This window comes from Mycobacterium sp. 2-64 (assembly GCF_035918375.1).
GTDB lineage: Bacteria > Actinomycetota > Actinomycetes > Mycobacteriales > Mycobacteriaceae > Mycobacterium > Mycobacterium intracellulare.
The window spans coordinates 5,542,844-5,564,643 of sequence record NZ_CP142361.1 but is presented as its reverse complement, the minus strand read 5'-3'; the positions used below and the strand labels follow the sequence as shown (position 1 = coordinate 5,564,643).

General features: G+C 68.6%; 23 protein-coding genes. 10 read left to right on the top strand and 13 right to left on the bottom strand.

The window, feature by feature from the left end; all coding sequences use genetic code 11:
• Positions 1–47 precede the first annotated feature (47 nt).
• From QGN31_RS26150 to QGN31_RS26135, 4 genes are all read right to left on the bottom strand, one after another.
• The gene (locus QGN31_RS26150; RefSeq protein ID WP_043954176.1) at positions 48–377 is read right to left on the bottom strand and encodes a GNAT family N-acetyltransferase; all 330 of its coding nucleotides are present in this window, start codon (positions 375–377) and stop codon (positions 48–50) included.
• Complete coding sequence (locus QGN31_RS26145; protein WP_043954177.1) at positions 364–1,359, bottom strand: pirin family protein; 996 nt, start codon at positions 1,357–1,359, stop codon at positions 364–366. Before QGN31_RS26145 ends, QGN31_RS26150 begins: the two co-directional genes overlap by 14 nt.
• Positions 1,360–1,418: 59 nt before the next feature.
• Positions 1,419–2,801: an acyl-CoA dehydrogenase family protein gene (locus QGN31_RS26140; protein WP_014940917.1), complete on the bottom strand. Its 1,383-nt coding sequence runs from the start codon at positions 2,799–2,801 to the stop codon at positions 1,419–1,421.
• Positions 2,802–2,896: 95 nt separating this feature from the next.
• Positions 2,897–3,313 (bottom strand): WhiB family transcriptional regulator, encoded by a 417-nt coding sequence (locus QGN31_RS26135; RefSeq protein ID WP_014940918.1) that lies wholly within the window; start codon positions 3,311–3,313, stop codon positions 2,897–2,899.
• 144 nt (positions 3,314–3,457) lie between these two features.
• Here QGN31_RS26135 and QGN31_RS26130 point away from each other — a divergent pair, with 144 nt between their 5' ends.
• The 6 genes from QGN31_RS26130 to QGN31_RS26105 all read left to right on the top strand — a co-directional run bounded on the left by QGN31_RS26130 (position 3,458) and on the right by QGN31_RS26105 (position 7,739).
• Entirely contained in the window at positions 3,458–4,249 is a 792-nt protein-coding gene (locus QGN31_RS26130) for a helix-turn-helix domain-containing protein (RefSeq protein ID WP_009952746.1), read from the top strand.
• A complete protein-coding gene (locus tag QGN31_RS26125) occupies positions 4,246–5,064 on the top strand; it encodes a C40 family peptidase (protein WP_014940919.1) in 819 nt (272 codons plus the stop codon). The genes QGN31_RS26130 and QGN31_RS26125 overlap by 4 nt, the downstream gene beginning before the upstream one ends.
• A gap of 48 nt (positions 5,065–5,112) precedes the next feature.
• Positions 5,113–5,475 (top strand): DUF4226 domain-containing protein, encoded by a 363-nt coding sequence (locus QGN31_RS26120; protein WP_009952739.1) that lies wholly within the window; start codon positions 5,113–5,115, stop codon positions 5,473–5,475.
• 130 nt (positions 5,476–5,605) lie between these two features.
• On the top strand, positions 5,606–7,063 hold the full coding sequence (locus tag QGN31_RS26115; RefSeq protein WP_014940920.1) for a DUF4226 domain-containing protein: 1,458 nt from the start codon (positions 5,606–5,608) through the stop codon (positions 7,061–7,063).
• Positions 7,064–7,113: 50 nt separating this feature from the next.
• Positions 7,114–7,431 carry an ESX-1 secretion-associated protein gene (locus QGN31_RS26110; RefSeq protein WP_008262603.1) on the top strand — a complete coding sequence of 106 codons (318 nt, stop codon included), beginning with the start codon at positions 7,114–7,116 and terminating at the stop codon, positions 7,429–7,431.
• Complete coding sequence (locus tag QGN31_RS26105) at positions 7,428–7,739, top strand: DUF2694 family protein (RefSeq protein WP_008262605.1); 312 nt, start codon at positions 7,428–7,430, stop codon at positions 7,737–7,739. The genes QGN31_RS26110 and QGN31_RS26105 overlap by 4 nt, the downstream gene beginning before the upstream one ends.
• Before the next feature lie 33 nt (positions 7,740–7,772).
• Here the strand turns inward: QGN31_RS26105 and QGN31_RS26100 are convergent, their stop codons facing one another.
• Entirely contained in the window at positions 7,773–7,916 is a 144-nt protein-coding gene (locus tag QGN31_RS26100; protein WP_014378759.1) for a hypothetical protein, read from the bottom strand.
• An 82-nt stretch (positions 7,917–7,998) separates the two neighbouring features.
• Between QGN31_RS26100 and QGN31_RS26095 the strand changes: the two genes are divergently transcribed.
• Both QGN31_RS26095 and QGN31_RS26090 read left to right on the top strand, forming a co-directional pair.
• Positions 7,999–9,738, top strand: a complete 1,740-nt coding sequence (locus QGN31_RS26095) for a DUF5631 domain-containing protein (RefSeq protein ID WP_014383582.1) — start codon at positions 7,999–8,001, stop codon at positions 9,736–9,738.
• 51 nt (positions 9,739–9,789) lie between these two features.
• The gene (locus tag QGN31_RS26090) at positions 9,790–10,116 is read left to right on the top strand and encodes a DUF2710 family protein (RefSeq protein WP_170320646.1); all 327 of its coding nucleotides are present in this window, start codon (positions 9,790–9,792) and stop codon (positions 10,114–10,116) included.
• A gap of 256 nt (positions 10,117–10,372) precedes the next feature.
• Here QGN31_RS26090 and QGN31_RS26085 read toward each other — a convergent pair whose 3' ends face one another.
• Complete coding sequence (locus QGN31_RS26085; RefSeq protein ID WP_009952728.1) at positions 10,373–11,146, bottom strand: TIGR03084 family metal-binding protein; 774 nt, start codon at positions 11,144–11,146, stop codon at positions 10,373–10,375.
• Between the two features lie 50 nt (positions 11,147–11,196).
• On the bottom strand, positions 11,197–12,483 hold the full coding sequence (locus QGN31_RS26080) for an MFS transporter (protein WP_014381567.1): 1,287 nt from the start codon (positions 12,481–12,483) through the stop codon (positions 11,197–11,199).
• Positions 12,484–12,628: 145 nt separating this feature from the next.
• Here QGN31_RS26080 and QGN31_RS26075 point away from each other — a divergent pair, with 145 nt between their 5' ends.
• Positions 12,629–13,234: a YqgE/AlgH family protein gene (locus tag QGN31_RS26075; RefSeq protein ID WP_014381568.1), complete on the top strand. Its 606-nt coding sequence runs from the start codon at positions 12,629–12,631 to the stop codon at positions 13,232–13,234.
• 17 nt (positions 13,235–13,251) lie between these two features.
• Here the strand turns inward: QGN31_RS26075 and QGN31_RS26070 are convergent, their stop codons facing one another.
• Together QGN31_RS26070 and QGN31_RS26065 are read right to left on the bottom strand one after the other, a co-directional pair.
• A complete protein-coding gene (locus QGN31_RS26070) occupies positions 13,252–13,593 on the bottom strand; it encodes a hypothetical protein (protein ID WP_008262622.1) in 342 nt (113 codons plus the stop codon).
• A gap of 66 nt (positions 13,594–13,659) precedes the next feature.
• A complete protein-coding gene (locus QGN31_RS26065; RefSeq protein ID WP_014381569.1) occupies positions 13,660–14,835 on the bottom strand; it encodes an LpqN/LpqT family lipoprotein in 1,176 nt (391 codons plus the stop codon).
• A 184-nt stretch (positions 14,836–15,019) separates the two neighbouring features.
• Here QGN31_RS26065 and leuS point away from each other — a divergent pair, with 184 nt between their 5' ends.
• Positions 15,020–17,929, top strand: a complete 2,910-nt coding sequence (gene leuS / locus QGN31_RS26060) for a leucine--tRNA ligase (protein ID WP_014940922.1) — start codon at positions 15,020–15,022, stop codon at positions 17,927–17,929.
• A 5-nt stretch (positions 17,930–17,934) separates the two neighbouring features.
• On the opposite strand, the gene QGN31_RS26055 is transcribed toward leuS, so the two are convergent.
• The 4 genes from QGN31_RS26055 to QGN31_RS26040 all read right to left on the bottom strand — a co-directional run bounded on the left by QGN31_RS26055 (position 17,935) and on the right by QGN31_RS26040 (position 21,798).
• Positions 17,935–18,606: an SDR family oxidoreductase gene (locus QGN31_RS26055; protein WP_014940923.1), complete on the bottom strand. Its 672-nt coding sequence runs from the start codon at positions 18,604–18,606 to the stop codon at positions 17,935–17,937.
• A 58-nt stretch (positions 18,607–18,664) separates the two neighbouring features.
• Positions 18,665–19,168, bottom strand: a complete 504-nt coding sequence (locus QGN31_RS26050) for a MarR family winged helix-turn-helix transcriptional regulator (RefSeq protein WP_009954167.1) — start codon at positions 19,166–19,168, stop codon at positions 18,665–18,667.
• A 66-nt stretch (positions 19,169–19,234) separates the two neighbouring features.
• Positions 19,235–19,984 carry an amino acid ABC transporter ATP-binding protein gene (locus tag QGN31_RS26045; protein WP_014940924.1) on the bottom strand — a complete coding sequence of 250 codons (750 nt, stop codon included), beginning with the start codon at positions 19,982–19,984 and terminating at the stop codon, positions 19,235–19,237.
• The gene (locus tag QGN31_RS26040; RefSeq protein ID WP_038534686.1) at positions 19,981–21,798 is read right to left on the bottom strand and encodes an ABC transporter substrate-binding protein/permease; all 1,818 of its coding nucleotides are present in this window, start codon (positions 21,796–21,798) and stop codon (positions 19,981–19,983) included. Before QGN31_RS26040 ends, QGN31_RS26045 begins: the two co-directional genes overlap by 4 nt.
• Positions 21,799–21,800 lie beyond the last annotated feature (2 nt).

The window sequence follows — 21,800 nt, the reverse complement described above, 5'->3', positions numbered from 1 at the left end:
CATGTCATCCGGCCGGGGGCCAGGCCCTCGAGACTTCAGCTCTTCCCCTAAGACCGCACCCACTGCGTGATTTCCGGAGTGACCGGGTCGGTGATGTCATCGAACTCGGGATGCTTCTTGAGCACCGTGCCGATCATCGAGCACACCGGAACAATGCGCTTGCCCTCATCGCGCGCCCCGTTGAGCGCTTCCTCGACGAGGATGGTCGCCAGGCCACGCCCGCCGTACGCCGGATCGATTTCGGTGTGGTAGAAGACGCGCTGGTCGCCACGGTCGGCGAAATCGGCTAGGCCCACCGTCTTGCCCTCGACGGCGATCGTGTACTTCCCGTCTTGAAGGCTCACTGTGGTTTCCGCGCCGGTCTTATCGGTTGTCATTCGTACTTTCCTCTCGTTGGGGTATCGGTCGTGGCCGCAGCCGCGTGGTCGGCAGCGGAGGGGCGGGCAGTCGGGCGAGATCCCCACGGTATCCGTGCACGGCGCCGAACCGGTCGTCGCCGTCCTCCCACAGTCGGCGGTAGTTGACGATGTCCTCGTGGCTTCGTCCCACGAAGTTCCACCACATCACCAACTCTTCGGCGAACGGGGTGCCGCCCAGCAACAGCACCCGTGCGGGCCGCTCCCCCACGTTGCGCACATGCAGCTGCGAATGGCCCGGACTCAGGTAGGCCAGCTCGGCGATCGCCAGGGCCGCCCCGTCCACGTGGACGGCGCCCGAATCACAGAGCACTCCGTGTTCGAAGGCGGGGTCGACGGCGATGTCCAGGCCGGCTCCGGCGTCGAGGTCGAGCTGGGCTCCCAGCAGCGGGGTGAATGTCGGTGCCGGCGAACGACTTCCGGCCAGCTCACCGAGGAATACGCGCGCCTCTGCGCCCGGCAGCGAGACCGGTGCGGGCGCGTAGTGGGCAAAGTCCCGCCGGGTGTCGCGATCGGAAGCGGGTAGCGCCACCCAGAGCTGGACGCCGTGCAAGACGGGCCCCGCCTCAACCGACACCTCCGAATGGCAGATACCAGCCCCTGCGGTCATCAGATTCAGCTCGCCAGGTCGAACGGCCGCACGAACGCCGGCGCTGTCGCGGTGCTCCACTTCCCCACTGAACAACCAGCTGACGGTTTGTAGTCCCGTATGGGGATGCGGCGGCACGTCCATCCTCGCCGCGACCGGACCGTAGTGGTCGATGAAGCACCACGCACCGATCAGCGAGCGCCCTCGTTGCGGCAGCGTGCGCCGCACCCGGATCGCCCTGGGGCCACCCAAGGGGACCTCTCGCGGATGCAGCACCTCCACCATGGGCGAGGCGCCCAGGTGTTGCGAAGCAGCACAGGCGACTTCGGCCGGCGCGGCTTCAAGGTTGCTCATCTTCACCCTCCGTCGCGGCCCACCAAGAGCGCCGTCATCCGCGACCGTACCCGCCCGACTCACTTTCCCGGGGGCCGCAGCACCTTCATGGCCAGCCGCATGACCGGCTCGGGCACACGATCCCGCATCGACAGGGCTGCTTCGGCGGCACGGGAACGCAGCGGGGTGCCGCGCCCGAAAACGCGGTTCAACGGCCCCCCGGACGGCTCGAGCACCACATGAAGCGGCGGCGTACCTACGGCGGCGCCCAGCGCGTTGGAGATGACCATCCGTTGGATCTCGCTGGTTCCTTCAAAGATGGTGTACAGCTTGGCATCCCGATACCACTTCTCTACGGGGTGATCGGTGATGTAGCCCCACCCTCCCATGGTTTGGATGGCGCGCTCGGTGGCCTTGACCGCTACCTCGCTGGCGGCCATTTTCGACATCGAGCCCTCTCCCCGCTCGAAGGGGACGTTGTTGGCCGCCATCCACGATGCGCGCCAGGTGAGCAGCCGAGCCGCGTCGATCTGCGTGGCCAGTTCCGCCAGCGGGAACGCGATGCCCTGGTTGTCGATGATGGGGCCGCCGAACGCCTCACGCTCGGTGGCGTACGCGGTCGCGTACTCCAACGCCGCGCGGGCGATCCCGATGGCCTGGGCGGCGACCATGGGCCGGGTCTGCTCGAAGGTGCCCAACGTCGCTGAGCCGGACCGTTTTCCACCCGCCATGGCCTCTCGCGCCTTGGCGAGTTTGTGTTCGAGCTTTTCCTCACCGCCGAGCAGATTGGCGCCCGGCACACGCACACCTTCGAAGAGCAGCTCGGCGGTATGGGAGGCCCGGCAGCCCAGCTTGTCGAGCTTTCGCAGCAGCTTCAGCCCGGGCGTGCCGCCGGGCACCACGAACAGTGCCTGACCCCGATGGCCGAGTTCCTCGTCGACCACCGCGTTGACGACGTGCACATTGGCGATGCCGCCGTTGCCGATCCACATCTTGTGGCCGTCGATGACCCAGTCATCGCCGTCACGACGTGCACGCGTGCGCAGGTTGCGTACATCGCTGCCGCCTTCGGGCTCGGAGATCGCCAGCGCGGCGAGCTTGAGATCGCCTGGGGTGCCGAAACATTCGGGTGCCCACTCCAGCATCTGTTCCGGGGAGGCGGCCTGGCCGATCGCCGAGAGCGCCAGGGCCGGCATGACGATGGCTAGCCCGATCCCGGCGCACCCCCAGAACAGTTCCTCCATGAACATGGGCAGGGAGATACCGGTCGGATCGCCGATCAGGTCGCGATAGAACAGCGGGCTATAGAAACCTTGCTGGGCCGCCTCCTCGAGCACCGGCCAGGGGAACTCCTGGCGCTGGTCATAGTCGAGGGCTACCGGGCGTATTACGGATTCGGCGAACTCATGCGTGCGTCGGGCCAGATCATGTTGTGCGGCCGTCGGGGTCAGGTCGAACGTCATGGGCGCGCCTTTAAGGTCGACAGACTGGTCTTGCCGACCCCGACTACCCCATTGACCGGTTCAACAAACTGCCGAGCTGGGATTTCGCCGGACGGTCAGGCGGCCGTACGAGGCCCGACCTGGGCCAGCGGCAGATGCAACACGACCGCGGCCACCGGGACCGCCTCATGTTCGTGCCGCGCCAGCAGCGCCGCGTTCTCGGGCAGCTGCCGGGAGTTGATTTCCCCGGACGCGATACGCTGCAGGACGTCGTGGGCGTGCGCGAGCTGGTCACGCTTGCGGTACTGGCCGCCCGGCAGCTTCACGCCTGCCCACACGCCGTACTCCTCGCGGTGCGCGATGGCGTGCTGGGCGCAGCGGCGCTGTTGCGCCAGTGGGCAGCGCCGCAGGCATTGCAGGCGCGCCTCGGTGGCCGACCGTTCGTATGCGCGCGCCTTCGCCGCGCCGTCACCACCGTCGTCGTCGGGGTAGCCAAACCAAAGCTCCGGGTTGGCTGCGCACGGATGTCCCATGTCGGTCTCCTTGTCGAGCGTGAAACGTAGGCAAAAGCGTATATGGCGAGATGGGCCCGACGCAAGAGAAACAACGACAAAAACGTATATCCGCATATCCGAGACCGTGGCTGTGTACTATCCGGCCTATGGCCGGAGCGTGTGGTGAGCCGTGAGTCGGCCGGCGCGGCGATCCGCGCGTTGCGAGAATCGCGGGATTGGTCACTAGCCGACCTCGCCGCCGCGACCGGGGTCAGCATCATGGGGCTCAGCTTTTTGGAACGCGGCGCCCGCAAACCGCACAAAAGCACAGTTCAGAAGATCGAAAACGGGCTCGGCCTGCCGCCGGGCACCTATTCGCGGCTATTGGTGGCCGCCGATCCGGATGCCGAGTTGGCGCGCCTGATGGCCGCGCAAGCGTCGGCCGCGATGCCGGCGCGGCGCACCGGACCGGTCGTGGTCGACCGTCACAGCGACACCGAAGTGCTGGAAGGTTATGCCGAAGCCCAGCTCGACGCCCTCAAATCCGTCATCGATCGGCTTCCTGCGACAACATCAAACGAATATGAGACGTATATTCTGTCTGTGATCGCTCAGTGCGTGAAAGCGGAGATGCTCGCCGCCAGCTCCTGGCGGGTGGCGGTGAGCGCGGGCGCGGATTCGACCGGCCGGCTGATGGAGCATCTGCAGGCCCTCGAGGCGACGCGCACGGCCCTGCTGAAGCGGATGCCCGGCAGCCTGAGCGCGCGTTTCGACCGGGCCTGCGCACAGTCCTCGTTGCCGGAAACGATCATCGCCGCGCTGGTCGGCGTCGACGTCGACGAGATATGGGACATCCGCAATCGCGGGGTCATTTCGCCGGGCGCCCTCCCCCGCGTGCGCGCCTTCACCGAGGCGGTCGAGACGACGGGCCAAGAACAACAGGAAAGCCACGACGGCGCCGAGGGGGCACAGTGAGCCATAGCGAAGTCGAGGCGTTGAGCCGCGCGCATCAACTCTTCGCCGGCAGCACGACGCCTGCGTCCCTGGACGCGGACACCGGGCACTATCGCAGCCTGTTGCGCCGCGCGGCCCGACTGAACGACGGACTGGCCCACGGCGGCTACCAGCTCGCAGTGGACCACGGTCGCGAACGCCTCGCGTCGGCGGCCGGGACCGACGCCGCTGTTACCGAGGTGCTCGCCGGCGCCCACCGAGACCGCGCGCAGGCGCGCGGCCTGACCCAAAACGTCCTCGACGCGGCCCGCGCCGATGCCACCACGCTCCCGTCAACCCCGTTGGCGCAGCGGGAGGAGATGCGCCGCCGCGTGGCGCGACTGCGTACGCAACGGGCCCACGTCGTAACGGCGAGGTCGCGTGCGCGACGCCACCACGCGGCACTGCTGGCGTTGCGGTATCGGCTGCGGCATGGGCGTGGCCCCGGGTTACCGCCGAACGACCGGGCCGCGCTCGCGGTTCGGGCGGCGTTGTCGCGGCTGGGCCGCCCCTACGTCTGGGGCGCCAGCGGCCCGGAGGCGTTCGACTGCTCCGGGCTGGTTCAGTGGAGCTACGCGCGGGCCGGTATTCACTTGGACCGCACCACATATCAGCAGATCAACGACGGCATTCCGGTACCGCGTTCGCAGGTGCGACCGGGTGATCTGGTCTTTCCGCACGCCGGTCACGTCCAACTCGCGATCGGCAACAACCTGGTTGTCGAGGCGCCGTACTCGGGGGCGTCGGTGCGAATAAGCCGACTGGGCAACAACGTTGCGATCCGCCGACCGTTATGACACGCCAACTTCGCCCGGCGATGCGGGCACGACGAGAAGGGTGAGCCGATGCCGGAACAACCCGGGCACTCGTTAGAGGCCGTCGAAGCACGGCGATCGACGCTGGCGAGCCAGCACGGCGCCGTGTCCGAAGCCGACCTTGTGCTGACCGACGTGCTGAACACCGCTCACAGCGCAGCGCGCGAAAGCGTCCGGCGACTGGACGCCATCGCCGAACAGATCGACCACGCCGTCGTCCAGCAAGCAAACCTCGCCGTGGATACACCGATGGGGGCGCGAGAGTTTCACAAGTTCCTGCTGGACAAGCAGCGCGAAATCGCCGCGGTCGTCGCCGGAGCGCGCGAACTCGCTCAGGCGAAAAGGGCTGTGTTGGAGAACCTTCGGGCGCAGTACACCACCGGCAGCAGTTAACCGGAACTAGTCCACAACCATGCTGCTCAATGAATTGTCGGCAGGAACGCCCGCCACTACTGTCGCCGGACATGGAGGGGTCGCGTCACTTTCCGCAGCGAGTGCCGCTGCAGCGCCGGCTGCGCGGCTGATGTCGGCAAACGACGACCTGCTGGCCACGGTCAAGTCCGTCCGAGACCGCACCGGCGATCCCAACGCGTGGCAGACGGGATTGGCGCCGACCGAAGTCTCCGCTGTGATCACGCCGACCACCCGCACCGACCAACTCGAGGCGATCGCAGCCAAGATCCGCCGACAGCACGCGGACGTGTTCGGCGCCGTGCCCGCGAGCGGCCCGCCGACGGGTCGATCCCTGGCGGGAACCGCGACACCGCCGGACCGGGAATCGGGTGCGGCGGCGGACGCCATCGCCAGCGCCGAAGCCGCTCTCGCACAGCAGAATTCCGCGAGTTCGCAACTGGACATGCAAGTGGTCTCGGCCATCCTGAACGCACACCTGAGTGCGGTCGACGGCAGAGAAGCGCTCACCAAGTTGCAGCACGAAACCGAAGCCGCAGTGCTGATGAGATCGGACCTGGACACTCCGGCGGGAGCGCGCGATTTCCAACGTTTCCTGATCGGCAAGCTCAGGGACATTCGCGCGGTGGTCCTGAACGCCAGCCTGGACGACACGTCGAAGTCGGCGCTGATGGCCGCCTGGACGTCGCTCTACGACGCGTCCAAGAATGAACCGAGCCGGCCGGGGGGACACGCGCCGGCGGCGTCCGTTGGTGATGCACCCGACCTCAGTGCGGCCGCCGAATCGAGCGATACCGACGCCGAATGGGATCCGCTGCTGGACTCGCTGTCGGTCGATGATGACGGACTGTGGCCCGAAGACGACCCGGCGCCAGATCCGGCGGCGGGCGCCCCGATCCCAACGGCGACGGAAACGCCGATGGCGCCCCCGATGCCCAACTTCGGTGGTGGGCCACTTCCGGGTCTGGGCGCCATGCCCGCCTCCACGGCGGGGTGGGAAGCGCCCGGCGGCCTTCCCCTTTCGGGCGGCGACGCGGACGATCCGGCGCTGCAGGACTTGGCCGGCGAAGAACTACCGGACGCGCAAGAGGAAGACCCCAGCGCGCATGACGCCTCGGACAATCCCGACGAGGACAACGACCCGCAGGACGTGTCATCCGATGAGCCAGCGGGTGGCCCGACGCCGGTGACCCTGCCCGACGGCGAGACAGTGACCGCCGCCAGCCCACAGTTGGCAGCGGCGATCCAGGCCGCCGTCGGTGGCACGCCGATCGCGGAAGCCTTTCAACAACAGGGAATGACCATTCCCCCACCGGGAACGGCGGTCGCCAACCCAATCGATGCCCTACGGGTGGGCCCGGGCGACATCGGCATGTTCACGGACCGTCACGCGCTTGCCCTGGGCCCTGACAAGGCGCTTCTCGATGGCCAAATTCAGCACATCGCCACCGTGAGCGGACCGAACTTTCTAGGCTGGGAGCATCCGCCGGCGGCGGCCGTGCCCGCGACCGCGCCGACTAAGCCTGAACCACCGACACCTACCCGGCCGGCAACCTCGTCGACCACCTGAGAAAAATGAACTCGCCGGCACGTACGGCGGTCGTCAACAGGAGACAGCGGATGGCAGATTCGATACATGTGGTGCCCGCGCACTTACGTCAGGCCGCCGCGCATCATCAGGACACCTCGGAGTACTTGCGCACCGTCCCGTCGTCGCACGCCGCGATCCAGGAGAGCCTCGATTCGCTCGGGCCGATCTTTAGTGAGCTGCGCGATGCCGGCCGCGAGCTGCTCGAGCTGCGACGGCAGTGCTATGAGCAGCAGGCCGCTGACCACGCGGATTTGGCCGACCAATTGACCGTATCGGCGACGATGTGGGAACAGCACGAGCAGGAGGCTGCACGCAAGTTCGGCGACGTCGTCGACCGCGGTCGATGACCGACGCGAATCCCGCTTTCGACACCGTTCACCCGAGTGGGCACATCCTGGTCCGCTCTTGCCGCGGCGGATATATGCACAGCGTCGCGCTGAGCGAAGAGGCGATGGAAACCGACGCCGAGACTTTGGCGCAGGGCATCGTGCTCACCGCGGATGTGTCGTGCCTCAAGGCGTTGCTGGAGATCCGCGACGAGATTGTCGCGGCAGGGCACACCCCTTCCGCCGAGGTTCCGACCCCCCGGGACCTCGACGCCGCCATCGAGAAGTTGCTGGCGCACAAACTGCGCCGCCGCAACGGCGGACGCTAGCCGTCCTGCACGAATCTCAAATGCAACGCGGTGCTAGCGCAGCCACGGCTTAGCTGCGCTGGGATCGGGAGCGATCCCCGTGGGCGGCTCGACGGGATTGGGGCCGAACAACTCTCGCGCGCGGGCGAGTAGGGCGCGCACCTCGTCGAGTTGCTGCTGCAGTGCAGATTCAGCCATGTCCCCACGCTACCCAGGCCGTTGCGGGCGCACAATTCACTGACCGCACAAGTCGAACGCCCGCTGCCGGTACGCTTAGCTGGTGGCGATCTTCGGTCGGATGACGGCGCGTCAGCGCCTCCGGAGGGCTACCCGGGAATCGCTGGCGATTCCGGCTTTCAGCGCTCCCATCGACTGCACCCCTTGGGTGACAGGCGGGCTGTGGCCTGCCGAATTGTCGACGGTCACCGCCGAAACCGCAACTCTCGCAGAGTATCTCAAGGCCGACCTGCAGCGCATAGCCAACGGCGCCAACGACCAACTCAAGATGCTCAAGCGGGCGGGCATGACCGACCCGGCGCGCCAGGCGGCCGAGGCGCGAGTCATCGAGGAGGCACGCGGCCGCGCCGTGCGCCGAGTCGAATCGACGATCCGCTATCTGCACACGGTGCAGAGCGGTGCGCAGCCCCCCGCCGCCGCCCCGCCCACCCTCGAGGGTCCGGGCGCTGACCTGGACAGGACGCAGGTGCTGCCCGCGGTCCGCGAGGTCGACGACGTCGCCGAGCCACCCCCGCCGCCCCCGAGATGGCGTCCCCGCCCGGCCGAACCGGTCGAATCGGTCGAGCCGGTCGAACCAGCCGAACCGGTCGAACCGGAGGCGGGCGAACCGGAAGCCACCCACGCTGAGGAGCCGGCCGCGGCCCCCGATGTGTCCCATCTCGAGGAGACTCAGGTCATCCCGGTCGTCTCCGAAGCGGAGCCGGTCGTCGAGACGCCGGTGGACCCCGAGCCCGAGCCGGTCGAGGAGCCCGCCGCAACCGGCCGCCACCATGCGGTGGTGGACGAGCCCGCAGCCGGCGACGAGCCGACGGCCGGGCCGGAAGCAACCCCCGCCGAGGACGAGCCGGCCGACGTCGCCGACGCGTCGCACCTCGAGGAGACGCAGGTCATTCCGGTGGTCACCGACGCGGAACCCCCGTTCGCGGCGCCGGCCGATCGCGCGCCGGCGCCCGTCGAGGAACCCGTCGAACCCGTCGAGAACGGGCGCCACCACGCGCCCGCGGAGGAACCGGCGGAGGACACCCGCGACGAGCCGGCCGCGGTGAGCCAGGAAGTTCCCGTCGAGCCGGCCGCGGTGAGCCAGGAAGCCCCGGCCGAGGAGGCCGAACCCGTCGTAGCCGCGCCGACCGCCATCGAAAAACCGGTGACCCCAACGGGTTTCGACAACGCCCGGCTGAACCGGCTGCTTGAGTTCGTGGTCCGGCAAGAGCCACGGCTGAGTTGGGCGATCGGGGATCGCGCCGACGGGACCACGGTCTTGGTCACCGACCTCGCCCACGGCTGGATCCCGTCTGGCATCAGCCTTCCCGCAGGCGTGCGGCTGTTGGAACCCGAGCGACGCGGCGGCAGGGTCGCCGCACTGATCGGCGACACGGCACGCGTCGTCACTTACGCTCCCGGTGATTCGTTGCGCCGCTCGGCCGACTTCGCCGCGACGCGATCGTCGGTGGAGCCACGCCAGCTGCCCGCCATCGATGACCTGGCAAGGGTGCTCAGCCAAGCCACCCGGGCGCACGCCGAACTGCCCAAGATCGTGACGCGGCTGGCCGACGCCACGGCCGCCGGGACGTTCGTCGTCGATCAGGAGGTCGACGTGCTACGCGTGCACCTCGACACGGCGCGCTATCAGCTGCTGGTTCAGTATCCGAACGTCAATCCGGGATTGCTGCTCAAGTGCATGCTGATGGCCGCCACCGAAGGCATTGCCAGCGGCGACACGGTGTCGGCGAACTATCACCTCGCGTGGTATCGCATGCTCGCCGGGTCGACGCCCGGCGGTTGAGTCGAGAACCCATCGCGTATGAATTGACGCTGGTCGGAGGGGTCGACGATACTGTTCCTCGTGTCGGGTTCGGGCAGTCGCGCGAATCTCAGCGATAAGGATCTCGTCGAATCGGTTCTTCGGGAACTGAGCGAAGCGGCCGACAAGTGGGAAGCCCTCGTGGCGCAGGCCGAGGCGGTGACCTACAGCGTCGACCTGGGCGACGTGTACGCCGTGGCGAATTCCGACGGTCGCCTGATCAAACTGACCCTCCATCCCGGTGTGATGACCGGGTACGGCCACGGCGAGTTGGCCGACCGGCTGAACCTCGCGATCACTGCGCTGCGAGAAGAGGCCGAGGCCGAGAACCGGGCGAGTTACGGCGGCCCCCTGCACTGATGGCGCTTACGCGCTCATCGCGCGGGCTCGGTTGACGGGCCCCCCCGCGTTGGTCACACCGGTCGTCTCTCCGGGAAGGGACATGCCTGCTGCCCACCTCGTAGCGACACCGTGTGGCGTTCGACGGGCCGGCGGCACCGCGCTGGCTTTTGTCGCTGTGAGGCGGGCAAAGGATGGGTGCCGACTCCGAGCGACGCATGAGACAGAAGTGGCGCTCCGCGTGGCCGGCACCCGCGGCTTCAGCCAAATCGCGCGCTCATCGCCCGACGCCGGGAGGCCCCGCGAAAGCTTGCGCGATCTCCAGCCAGCGCCGCGCGTCGGCGCCTTGGGCCGTGATGTCCAGGGCGCTCAGCGGGCGCCGCTGGGTGACCAGGTAGCAGAAATCCTCCGCGGAGCCGCTGACCCGTTGGTCAGCCTCCGGCGGTCCCCAGGACCAAATGTCACCGCCGGGTCCGCGCAGTTCGACCAGGAACGGTTCGGCCGGGGGTGCGAGATTGTTGACGGCGAAGGCGAAGTCGCGGGTGCGGACCCCCAGATGAGCGATCGACCGTAGGCGGTCGGTCGCGGGGCGCGTGACGCCGAGCGCGTCGGCGACGTCGAGGCCGTGCGCCCACGTCTCCATCAACCGCGCGGTGGCCATCGAGGCCGCACTCATCGGCGGGCCGAACCACGGGAGTTTGCGGCCGGCGGTGACCCCGAGCAGCTCCTCGTGCAGCCGGCGTCGCGTGGTGCGCCAGTCGGCGAGCAGCTCCGCCGGCGCCAGGGCCGCAAGTTCTTCGGCACCCTTGTCGACGAAGCCCGTCGGGTCGGCGGCCGCACCCGCCAGCACGTCGGCGAATCCGGGCTCGTCGGTCACCGCGATCAGGGCGACGCGGTCGGTCCACAGCAGGTGTCCGATCTGGTGCGCGATGGTCCAGCCGGGCGCGGGCGTCGGGTCGGCCCAGCGCTCGGGCTGCAACGGCGCGACCAGGGCGTCGAGCGCCTCGCTCTCGGCGCGCAGGTCCTCGACCATGGGTGCGGGACCGGTCATCGCTGCGCTCCCCTGCCGGCCGCGGCGGTTGGACACCTCACGTCGTCACCCTAGCGATCATTCGCCTGCTCGCCGCGGCGGCCGATGAAGCTGTGCACCGCCAGGCCGGCCAGGTAGAGCACCGAGCCGAACAATGCGAACGCGGGCGCGTGTCCGTCGCCGGGGATCAACGTTCCGGCCACCGTGATCGCGACGATGAACGCCACCCAAAACAGCGCGTCCTGCACGGCGAACACATGCCCGCGAAGAGCGTCGTCGACATCCATCTGGATCGCTGTGTCGGCGCAGAGTTTGACCACCTGACCGGTGACGCCGAGGAGAAAGCCACACGCCACCATGACGGGGACCAGCAGCTGGGCGCCGGCGATCTCGATGATCGCCGAGGCCGCCAACGCACCGTTTGCCGTGGCATAGCGCCCCCACCGCCGGATCGCGGGCGGTGTCAGCAGGTTGGCCAAAAAGGCGCCCAAGCCCGCCGCGCCGAAGAACAGCAGCGCGGTCCCGAATCCCCCGCCATCGGCATCGGGCATGTGATGGACCAGCAACAGGACCAGCAGCGAGTTGATGCCGACCACCATCCGGTGCGAGGCCAGCCCCGACAGTGTGGCGCCGACCGTCGGGCGCTGCGCCACCGTGCGCGCACCGTGCAGCCAGCCGGTGACCACCGCGTAGATGACGGGGCCGTGGATCGCGCGCCGGGTGTCGTCGGGGCCCAGCGCCCGCGGACCGAACCGCCACGACAACAGCAACGCGATCGCCACGGGAATCGCCGTGATGAAGACGATGGCCGAGGCGCCCTTGTCGCCGGCGCCGAAGACGAACCGCGGCACCAGCATGAAGTTTGCGCCGACGAACGCCGCGATGGCACCGACCGCGGTCGCCACCGAGTTCATCGTCACCACCTGCTCGCGCGGCACCACATGCGGCAGCGACGCGGACAGCCCGGACCCGACGAATCGGGCTAAGCCGTTGGCGAACAACGCGCCCAGCAGCAGCGGCAGGTCGCCCGCCCGGACCGCCAGGATCGTGCCGATCGCGGCGACGAGGATCAGGCGGCCCGCGTTGGCTCCGACGAGCACGAGCCGGCGGTCCCACCTATCCATCAGTGCGCCGGCGAACGGCCCCAGCAGCGAGTAGGGCAGAAACAGGACCGTGAAGGCGCGCGCGATGGAAAGCGGATCGGCCGCGCGATCCGGGTTGAACAGCAGCGCTCCGGCCAGCGCCGCCTGAAACAGTCCGTCACCGAACTGGCTCGCCATGCGCACCTGCAGCAGCCGCCAGAAGTCTGGCAAACCGCGCACGGACCGCCAGATTTCGACGGGTGCGCTGGACTGCATCCGGGTTGGGATCACCGAAACCGACTTTCGCGATTGGGGCTGGCAAACTCGTGCGCTCAGAGCTGTCCCAACAACAGTACAAATCGCCGTGGCCCGCGGTCGCGATTGCCCTGGGCGACGATCGGCCGGATGCGATGATGGTGGGGTGCCGCCGCCGGAGGATCCAGAGGACTATGTCGCACCCGCCGCGCAACGGGTGCGCGCGGGGACTTTGCTGCTCGCCAACACCGACCTTCTCGAACCGACGTTTCGGCGCAGCGTGATCTACATCGTCGAGCACAACGATGGCGGCACGCTGGGTGTGGTGCTCAACCGCGCCAGCGAAACCGCGGTGTACAACGTGCTGCCCCAGTGGACCAACCTGTCGGCGAAGCCGAAGACGATGTTCATCGGGGGCCCGGTGAAGCGTGACGCCGCGCTGTGTCTGGCGACGTTGCGCGTCGGCGCCGATCCGCACGACGTGCCGGGCTTGCGGCATGTGGACGGCCGAGTGGTGATGGTCGATTTGGACGCCGACCCCGACGCCATCGCACCCCTGGTGGAGGGCGTGCGGATCTTCGCGGGATACTCCGGCTGGACAATCGGTCAGCTCGAAGGCGAGATCGAACGCGACGACTGGATTGTCTTGTCCGCCTTGCCCTCCGACGTTCTCGTCGGGCCGAGGTCAGATTTGTGGGGTCACGTCCTGCGTCGGCAGCCGTTGCCGCTGTCGCTGCTCGCGACCCACCCGATCGACATCAGCCGAAACTAGGGCTCCCCAGCTAGAAGTCAGTGGCACGACTGTGTGCAGCCGGCGCAGCTGCCCGCGCACGCGGGCGCCGCCGCTTCCTGGCGCAGCGCGAAACGCGCGCTCTGCCAGGAGCCCGCGGCCAGCGTCCCCAGCGCCCCCGCGACACACACGATCAGCACCACCAGTGCGGTGTGCGGGACCGCGGCCAGCGCCACCACACCACCGGCGCCCAGCATCACCGCGGCAGCCAACTGGGTGGGCGCCATGGCGCGCAGCGCCAGCGCCGTGGCGCCGAAATTCCGATTGTGCGCAAGCGACCAGGTGCCGAACCCCGCCGAGGCCACCGCCGCACACATGCACAGCACGCCCGCAATCAGCATGGGCCCACAATACGAGCCGGGTTGGCCGCCCGCTCATCCGGCTCTGCGGGGTGGGTGCCGCCGGGCTCAGTGCTGGAGGAACGAAAAGTTCGGCAGCGGCGGCAAGCCGGGCACCATGGCCAGCAGGCTGGGCGTGTGCTGCTGGTTGGGCAGCGGAGTCTGCGCGGGGAGCCGGGCCGGGGCCGCGGGTGTCGTCTGGGCGAGCGGCACCAACGGAGCCGTGGCGGGGGCCGGGGCGGCCGGGGCAACCGGGGCGACCGGGGCCGCTGGGGTGGCGGGGGCAGCCGGCGCCGGGGCGACCGGAGCGGCCGGGGCGGTGGCGGGTGCCGGAGCGACGGGTGGCTGGGCGGGTCGCCCGACCGGCGAGGCGGCCGGGGCCTGGGCCGGCGCCGGGGCGGCACCGCCGGGGGCGTTGACCCGGAAACCGTTGATGATGGCGTCGGTCGCCGGGGCGTCGGCGACGCTGACCGCGCGGTCGGTGGTCACCGCGAGCGAGACGAGGTACTTGTCGGGTCCCGACGTGGCGATGACGTGGCGCCGGGACGTGTTCAGCGTCAGGTCCCCGTCGCGGTAGGTGCCCTCGACGATGGACGACGGGAAGCCCCCGAAGTCGGCCATCGAGGCATTGGTGGGCTGCCACGCCGGCAGTTTCTGGCTGTCGACGTAGCCGTGGGTGATCGCCTCTTTCGGATCGAAATCCCCGACCAGCTTGTACACCACCACCTGGGCGTTGGAGGAATAGATGCTGCTGCCGCGCCGATCGGCGATGACCGCGAACGCGTCGGGCACGTTCGGGTCGGGCACCTGGGTCCAGCGGGCGGGCACCGGCAGCGTGATGTCGAGCGCCTTGAAGTTCTGCGGCTTCTGCGCCTCGAGCTTGACGCCCTTCGACTGCAGGAATTCACGAATCGTGCCGGAGGTCGCGGGAACGGGAGCCGGGGCCGCAGCCGGGGCCGGAGCGGCAGCCGGGGCGGCCGCGGCGGGTGCCGTCGTTCCTGGAGTCCCGGCGGTGGCCGGCGGCGCCAGGGGAGTGGCCGCCTGCGGCGCGGCGAGGTATCTGCTCGGAGGCACCAGCTCGGGCCCGAGGTTCTGCGGCGCCTGCGCGGGGACGGCGGGAACCGGTGCCGGCGCCGGGGGCAACGGGTCCGCCGATGCGGTGCCGCTCGCAACAACCGCCAAACCCATCAGGCCGGCGACCATGCCGCCGAGAAGTGCCCGGTGGACGGGGACGATGTCAATCATCTGCGTCGGTCCTTCCCATGGCTCAAATACCAGAAGCCGTCGATAGTGGCCGACTGTAACTAGAGGTCAAAGGCGGTGAACAGGCCCGAAATACACCTGGGATGAACCCCTGATCGGCGCGCAACGGAACCGAGACCAACCTGTGGCCGGCGAACGGCCGTGTCGGCCCTTATACCCTGTTCAAGTGACCGAATCCCCGACCACTTCGACAGGCGGCGGCCCTGGCGCCGCCCAGCCGGACTCCGACGCGCCGCCGCATCGTTACACCGCGGCGCTGGCGGCCCGGATCGAGGGCGCGTGGCAGGACAACTGGGCGAAGCTGGGGACGTTCAATGTGCCCAACCCGGTCGGATCGCTGGCGCCGCCAGACGGGTCTTCGGTCCCCGACGACAAGTTGTTCGTGCAGGACATGTTCCCCTACCCGTCGGGGGAGGGGCTGCACGTCGGCCACCCGCTGGGCTACATCGCGACGGACGTGTACGCCCGCTATTTCCGCATGACGGGCCGTAACGTGCTGCACGCGTTGGGGTTTGACGCATTCGGGCTGCCCGCCGAGCAGTACGCCGTGCAGACCGGCACCCACCCGCGCACCCGCACCGAGGCCAACGTCGTCAATTTCCGGCGCCAGCTGGGCCGCCTTGGGCTGGGCCACGACAGCCGACGCAGCTTCTCGACCACCGACGTCGAGTTCTACAAGTGGACGCAGTGGATCTTCCTGCAGATCTACAACGCCTGGTTCGACACCGCCGCCAACAAGGCGCGTCCCATCGCCGAGCTGGTCGCCGAATTCGATTCCGGGGCGCGCCGGCTCGAGGACGGGCGGGACTGGGCCGCCCTGTCGGCGGGGGAGCGGGCCGACGTGATCGATAGCCACCGGCTGGTCTACCGGGCCGACTCGATGGTGAACTGGTGCCCCGGGTTGGGCACCGTGCTGGCCAACGAGGAGGTGACCGCCGACGGCCGCAGCGACCGCGGCAACTTCCCGGTATTCCGGAAGCGGTTGCGGCAGTGGATGATGCGGATCACCGCCTATTCCGACCGGCTGCTCGACGACCTCGAACTGCTGGACTGGCCGGAGCCGGTCAAGGCCATGCAGCGCAACTGGATCGGCCGGTCCACCGGCGCCAAGGCGCTGTTCGCGGCGACCAAGGCCGATGGCGAGGCGGTCGACATCGAGGTGTTCACCACCCGGCCCGACACGCTGTTCGGCGCCACCTACTTGGTGCTGGCCCCCGAGCACGACCTGGTCGACGAGCTGGTCGCCGCCGCCTGGCCCGACGGCACCGACCCGCGTTGGACGTATCGCGCCGCGACGCCCGGCGAAGCCGTCGACGCCTACCGCAAGGCCATCGCCTCGAAGTCGGACCTCGAGCGCCAGGAGAGCAAGGCGAAGACCGGCGTCTTTTTGGGCAGCTACGCCACCAACCCCACCAACGGCAAGCCCGTGCCGATCTTCATCGCCGACTACGTGCTGGCCGGGTACGGGACCGGGGCCATCATGGCCGTCCCCGGCCACGACCAGCGGGACTGGGACTTCGCCCACGAGTTCGGCCTGCCCATCGTGGAAGTCATTGCCGGCGGGGATATTTCGGAAGCGGCCTACGCCGGTGACGGGGTGCTGGTCAACTCCGGCTACCTCGACGGCCTGGACGTGGCTGCCGCCAAGGAAAAGATCACCGCCCGCCTGGAGTCCGAAGGCCGGGGCCAGGCCCGCATCGAATTCAAGTTGCGCGACTGGCTTTTCGCCCGCCAGCGGTACTGGGGTGAACCGTTCCCGATCGTCTACGACGCCGACGGACGCGCGCACGCACTCGACGAAGCCGCGCTGCCGGTCGAGCTGCCCGACGTGCCGGACTACTCGCCCGTGCTGTTCGACCCCGACGACGCCGACAGCGAGCCCTCGCCGCCGCTGGCCAAGGCCACGGAATGGGTGCACGTCGAGCTGGATCTCGGCGACGGCCTCAAGCCCTACACCCGCGACACCAACGTGATGCCGCAGTGGGCCGGCAGCTCCTGGTACGAACTGCGCTACACCGACCCGCACAACTCGGAACGGTTCTGCGCCAAGGAGAATGAGGCCTACTGGATGGGCCCGCGGCCGGCCGAGCACGGCCCGCAGGATCCCGGCGGCGTCGACCTGTACGTCGGCGGCGCCGAACACGCCGTGCTGCACCTGCTCTATGCGCGGTTCTGGCACAAGGTTCTCTACGACCTGGGACACGTCAGCTCGCGGGAGCCCTACCGCCGGCTGGTCAACCAGGGCTACATCCAGGCCTTCGCCTACACGGACGCCCGAGGGTCGTACGTGCCCGCCGAAGAGGTGGTCGAGCGGGACGGCCGTTTCGTCTACCCGGGACCCGGGGGGGAGGTCGAAGTCTTCCAGGAGTTCGGCAAAATCGGTAAGAGCCTCAAGAATTCGATCTCGCCCGACGAGATCTGCGACGACTACGGCGCCGACACGCTGCGGGTCTACGAGATGTCGATGGGACCGCTGGAGGCCTCCCGGCCCTGGGCGACCAAGGACGTCGTCGGGGCCCACCGATTCCTGCAGCGCGTGTGGCGGCTGGTGGTCGACGAACAGACCGGTGAGACGCGGGTCCTCGACGGGCCCGCGCAGGAGCTCGCCACCGGCACCCTGCGGATGCTGCACCGCACAATCGCCGGAGTCGCGGAAGACTATGCCGCACTGCGCAATAACACGGCCGCGGCCAAGCTGATCGAATACACCAACCACCTCACCAAGGAGCACCGTGAGGAGGTGCCCCGCGCCGCGGTCGAGCCGCTGGTGTTGATGCTGGCGCCCCTGGCTCCGCACCTGGCCGAGGAATTGTGGCTACGGCTCGGCCACACCACCTCGCTGGCGCACGGGCCGTTCCCGGTGGCCGACCCCGCGTACCTCGTCGACGACACGGTGGAATACCCGGTGCAGGTGAACGGCAAGGTGCGCGGACGCGTGACGGTGGCCGCCGACGCCGACCAGGACACGTTGAAGGCCGCCGCGCTGGCCGACGAGAAGGTTCAGGCGTTCCTGGCGGGTGCGAACCCGCGCAAGGTGATCGTGGTCCCCGGCCGGCTGGTCAACCTCGTCGTGTAACGCCGCTACCGACCGGCCGGCCGAAGCATCACCTCGTGGACGTGCCCGTCGGGTGGGGTGGCCACCACGTTGGCGACCGCGGCCGCAACGGTTTCCGGCTTCAAGAACTTGGCGGGATCGTAGCTTCCGCCTTCGAATTCGATGAGTTCGCGTTGCATGTCGGTGTCGGTGCGGCCCGGATAGACCGTGGTGACGCGCAAGTCCGGCTCGTCGTTGCGCAGGGAGTCCGCGAAGGCGCGGACGGCGAACTTGCTGGCCGAATAGGAGGCCATGCCGGGCGAGACGTTGCGGCCCGCTCCGGAGTTGATGAAGATGACCTGGCCACGGGCGCGTCGCAGCGCGGGCAACAGCGCCAGCGTGAGTTCCACCGGCCCAAAGACGTTGACGGCGAAGGTGGCACGCCACTCGTCGACGTGGGAATCGGCGACGTTCCCGGGGATCGACAGTCCCGCGTTGTGCACGAGCACGTCGAGTTCGTCCACGATTTCGCAGGCGGCCTCGATGTCGCCCCCGTCGGTCAGGTCCAGTGGGAAGGTGGTGGCATCGAGTCGCTCCGCGACCGCGTCGAGCCGATCGGATGGGCGGCCGGCCAGCAGCAGGGCGTGCGTCGGCGCCAGCGCCGTCGCGATCGCCGTACCGATTCCGCGTCCGGCGCCGGTGATGAGTGCAGTGGGCATGAGGGAAAGTCTACCCAGACCGGAACGCCAGGCGAAAAGCGTTGAGCGCCAGCAGCTTTCAGGCTTCCTGGCGGGCGGGCGGCACGCCGGCCGGGCCGGACGTGGGGTCGCCGGACGCCAACCGCTCCAGCGGCGCCAGCGCCTTCATCAGGGTGTCGAGGTCGTCGGTGGGGAGCTGGCTGAGCATGGCGGCCAGGGCCGCGCGGCGGTTGGCCAGCGACTCCCCGTGGACGGCTCGCCCGCGCGGGGTGATGTCGACCAGGACCGCCCGCAGATCGGACGGGTCGCGGGAACGCTTGACCAACCCCACCTTCTCGAGCCGGCGGATCGCCACGGTCGTGGTGGGAGTCCGCACCCGTTCGTGCGCCGCCAGATCGGTCATCCGGATGGGCCCCTGATCGAGCAAGGTGACCAGGATCGACAGCTGCGCCAGGGTCAGTTCCCCGGCGGCGGCCCCGCTGGGGTCCCCACGCCGGAGCATGGCAAACAATTTGGACAGCGCACGGTGCAAACCTTCGGCGAGCTCGGCAACGTCGGCCGGGTTCGATTCGCTGTCTGCCATAAATCCGGAGTCTAACCCGTTATCAGGTGCTTACAAGGTAGCTATTGCCCATTAGGGCAGTGGGGATCAAAGCACTTGGGACAAAAACCGCTGCAGCCGTTCGGTCTCGGCGGCTTCGAATATCTGCTCGGGCGGGCCCGATTCCACGACCTTGCCGTGATCCATGAAAACCACCGCGTCGGATGCCGACCGGGCGAAGCCCATTTCGTGGGTTACGACAACCATTGTCATGCCGTCGGCACCGAGGTCGGCAATGAGTTCTAAAATTCCCTTGACCATTTCGGGATCCAGCGCCGAGGTCGCCTCGTCGAAAAACATCACCTGCGGCGACATCGCCAGGGCGCGGGCAATCGCCACCCGCTGTTGTTGGCCTCCCGACAGCATGCCGGGGCGGGAACCGGCCTTGTGTTTCAGGCCAACTCGGTCCAGCTGCGTCAGCGCCAAGTCGCGCGCCCGGTCGGCGGGCAGACGCCGCAACTTGCGCGGTGCCAGGGCCACGTTGTCCAGTACGGTGCGGTGCGGGAAGAGATTGAAATGCTGGAACACCATGCCGATGCGCTGGCGTAGCTGGTCGGGATCGTCCTTCAACACCGACCTGCCGTCGAGCAGGATGTCGCCGCTGTCCGGCTCGTGCAAGCGGTTGAGCGTGCGCAGCAGCGTCGACTTGCCCGAGCCGGACGGCCCGATGACCGCAACCGTGCTGCCCGCGGGGACGTCGATATCGACGCCGCGAAGCACCGCGATACCATCCAGGGTTTTGTGAATGCCGTTGCACGCCAAAGAGACTGACGAACGGGCCACGACGCCCGAACTCACGTGATCTCCTGGCCGAACGTCGAGGTGAGCATGTCGGGCCGGTCCTCGGGGTCGACCGCGGCGCGACCACGGCGCAGCCGAGCGTCGATGTAATTCACCAAATGCGTTAACGGCACAGTCAATATCAGGTAGAAGGCGCCGGCGGCGACGAGCGGCGACAGGTTGCCGGTCTGCGCGTTGAGGTCGCGGCCCACCTGGAACAGCTCCCGCTGGTCGGCGACCAGGCCCAGGAAGTACACCAGCGCAGAGGCTTTCAGCAACGCGATGAATTGATTGACCAGCGCCGGCAGCACCCGTCGCACCCCCTGGGGCACCACCACCAACCGCATCGCCACCGGATAGCTGAACCCCAGCGCGCGGGACGCTTCCAACTGGCCGGGATCGACGCTTTGGATCCCCGAGCGCAGGATTTCGCCAATGTACGCGGCGGCCATCATCCCCAACGCGGCAACGCCGATCGGATACGGGTTGTTGTTGGTCAACCCGCCCACTATCGGCCCGACACCGAGCCCGATGATCAGGATGATCACCACTTCCGGGAGCCCCCGGAAAACGTCGGTGTACACGCGCGCCGGCCAGCGCAGCCAGCGCGACTGCGATATCCCGGCGATGGCCAGCAGCATGCCCAGCGTCAGCCCGATCGCGCTGGCGCTGCTGGTCAGGATCAACGTGTTGGGCAGCCCCGTGCTGAACAGAGCGGGAATGGCCTGCCGGTACATCTCCCAGTCGAAGAACGAGTCACGCAACTGCGCAAGCGTCGACTTGGGCGCGGCCGGGCCCACGTTCTTGTGGTGTTGACTCGCCGCGATGGCGGCGAAATCCGGCAGGACCGGCGGGGGCGCGGCCAGCGATCCGGGCTTCCAGCCCGGCGGCAGGGTGCGGGGAACCCACTGCGAGTACAGGTTTGACCAGGTGCCGTCGGCGATCACGGCGTCGAGCCCGGAATTCAGTGCGTCCACCAAAGGCTTGTTGTCCTTGGCCACCGCGTACGCCACGAAGCCCTCGTTGCTGAAGGCGTGCGCCACGATCACCGCCGGATCGCCCCGCTGGATCGTGCTGGCCGCCTCCCCGGCCGGCGCCACCCACGCGTCGATCTGGCGCGTCTTGAGGCTGGCATACACGGTGGCGAAGTCGGGGTACTTCACCGGCTGCAAATGCAGATTGTCGACGACGTAGGACTCTTCGACGGTGCCCTGCACGACGCCGATGCGCTGCCGGGCGGTCAGATTGCTGAAGTCTTTTATGGCGGAGCCGGGGGGCACCACCAGCGAGTAGTAGCCGAAGTCGTAGCCGTTGGTGAAGGCGACGGTCCGGCGGCGCTCCTCGGTGGCCTTGATCGACGAGGACCCGACGTCGAAGCGGTGCGTCGCCACCTGTGCGAGCAGCCCGGCGAAATCCGTGCCGACGAAGCGGACTTGAAGACCGAGCTTGCGGGCGATCGCCCGCAGCAGCTGGTTGTCGAACCCGCTGTACTGGCCGGTGGGGGTGATGCAGATGTGGGGCGGAGCGCCCGAGAGGGTGCCGACGGTCAACACCCCCGGCGTGCCCAAACCCAGGGTGTCGACGTTCACCGAACTCAGCGGCTCGACGCCGGGCGTGGTGTGCTCGTCGGGCCGGCCCATGGCGCCGCTATGGGCCAGTTCCTCCGGCAACACGGCCGCGCTCTTCGGGCCGGCGGGCGCGCATTGGTTGCGGTCGGCCGCCGCGGGACTGGCCAGCGTGATCGACGTCGACCCCCACACCACCAGCAATGTCGAGGCCAGTGCGAACAGCTTGGCAAGGCGCGTGGCGCGCCGGCGCACGGGCAAACTCATCA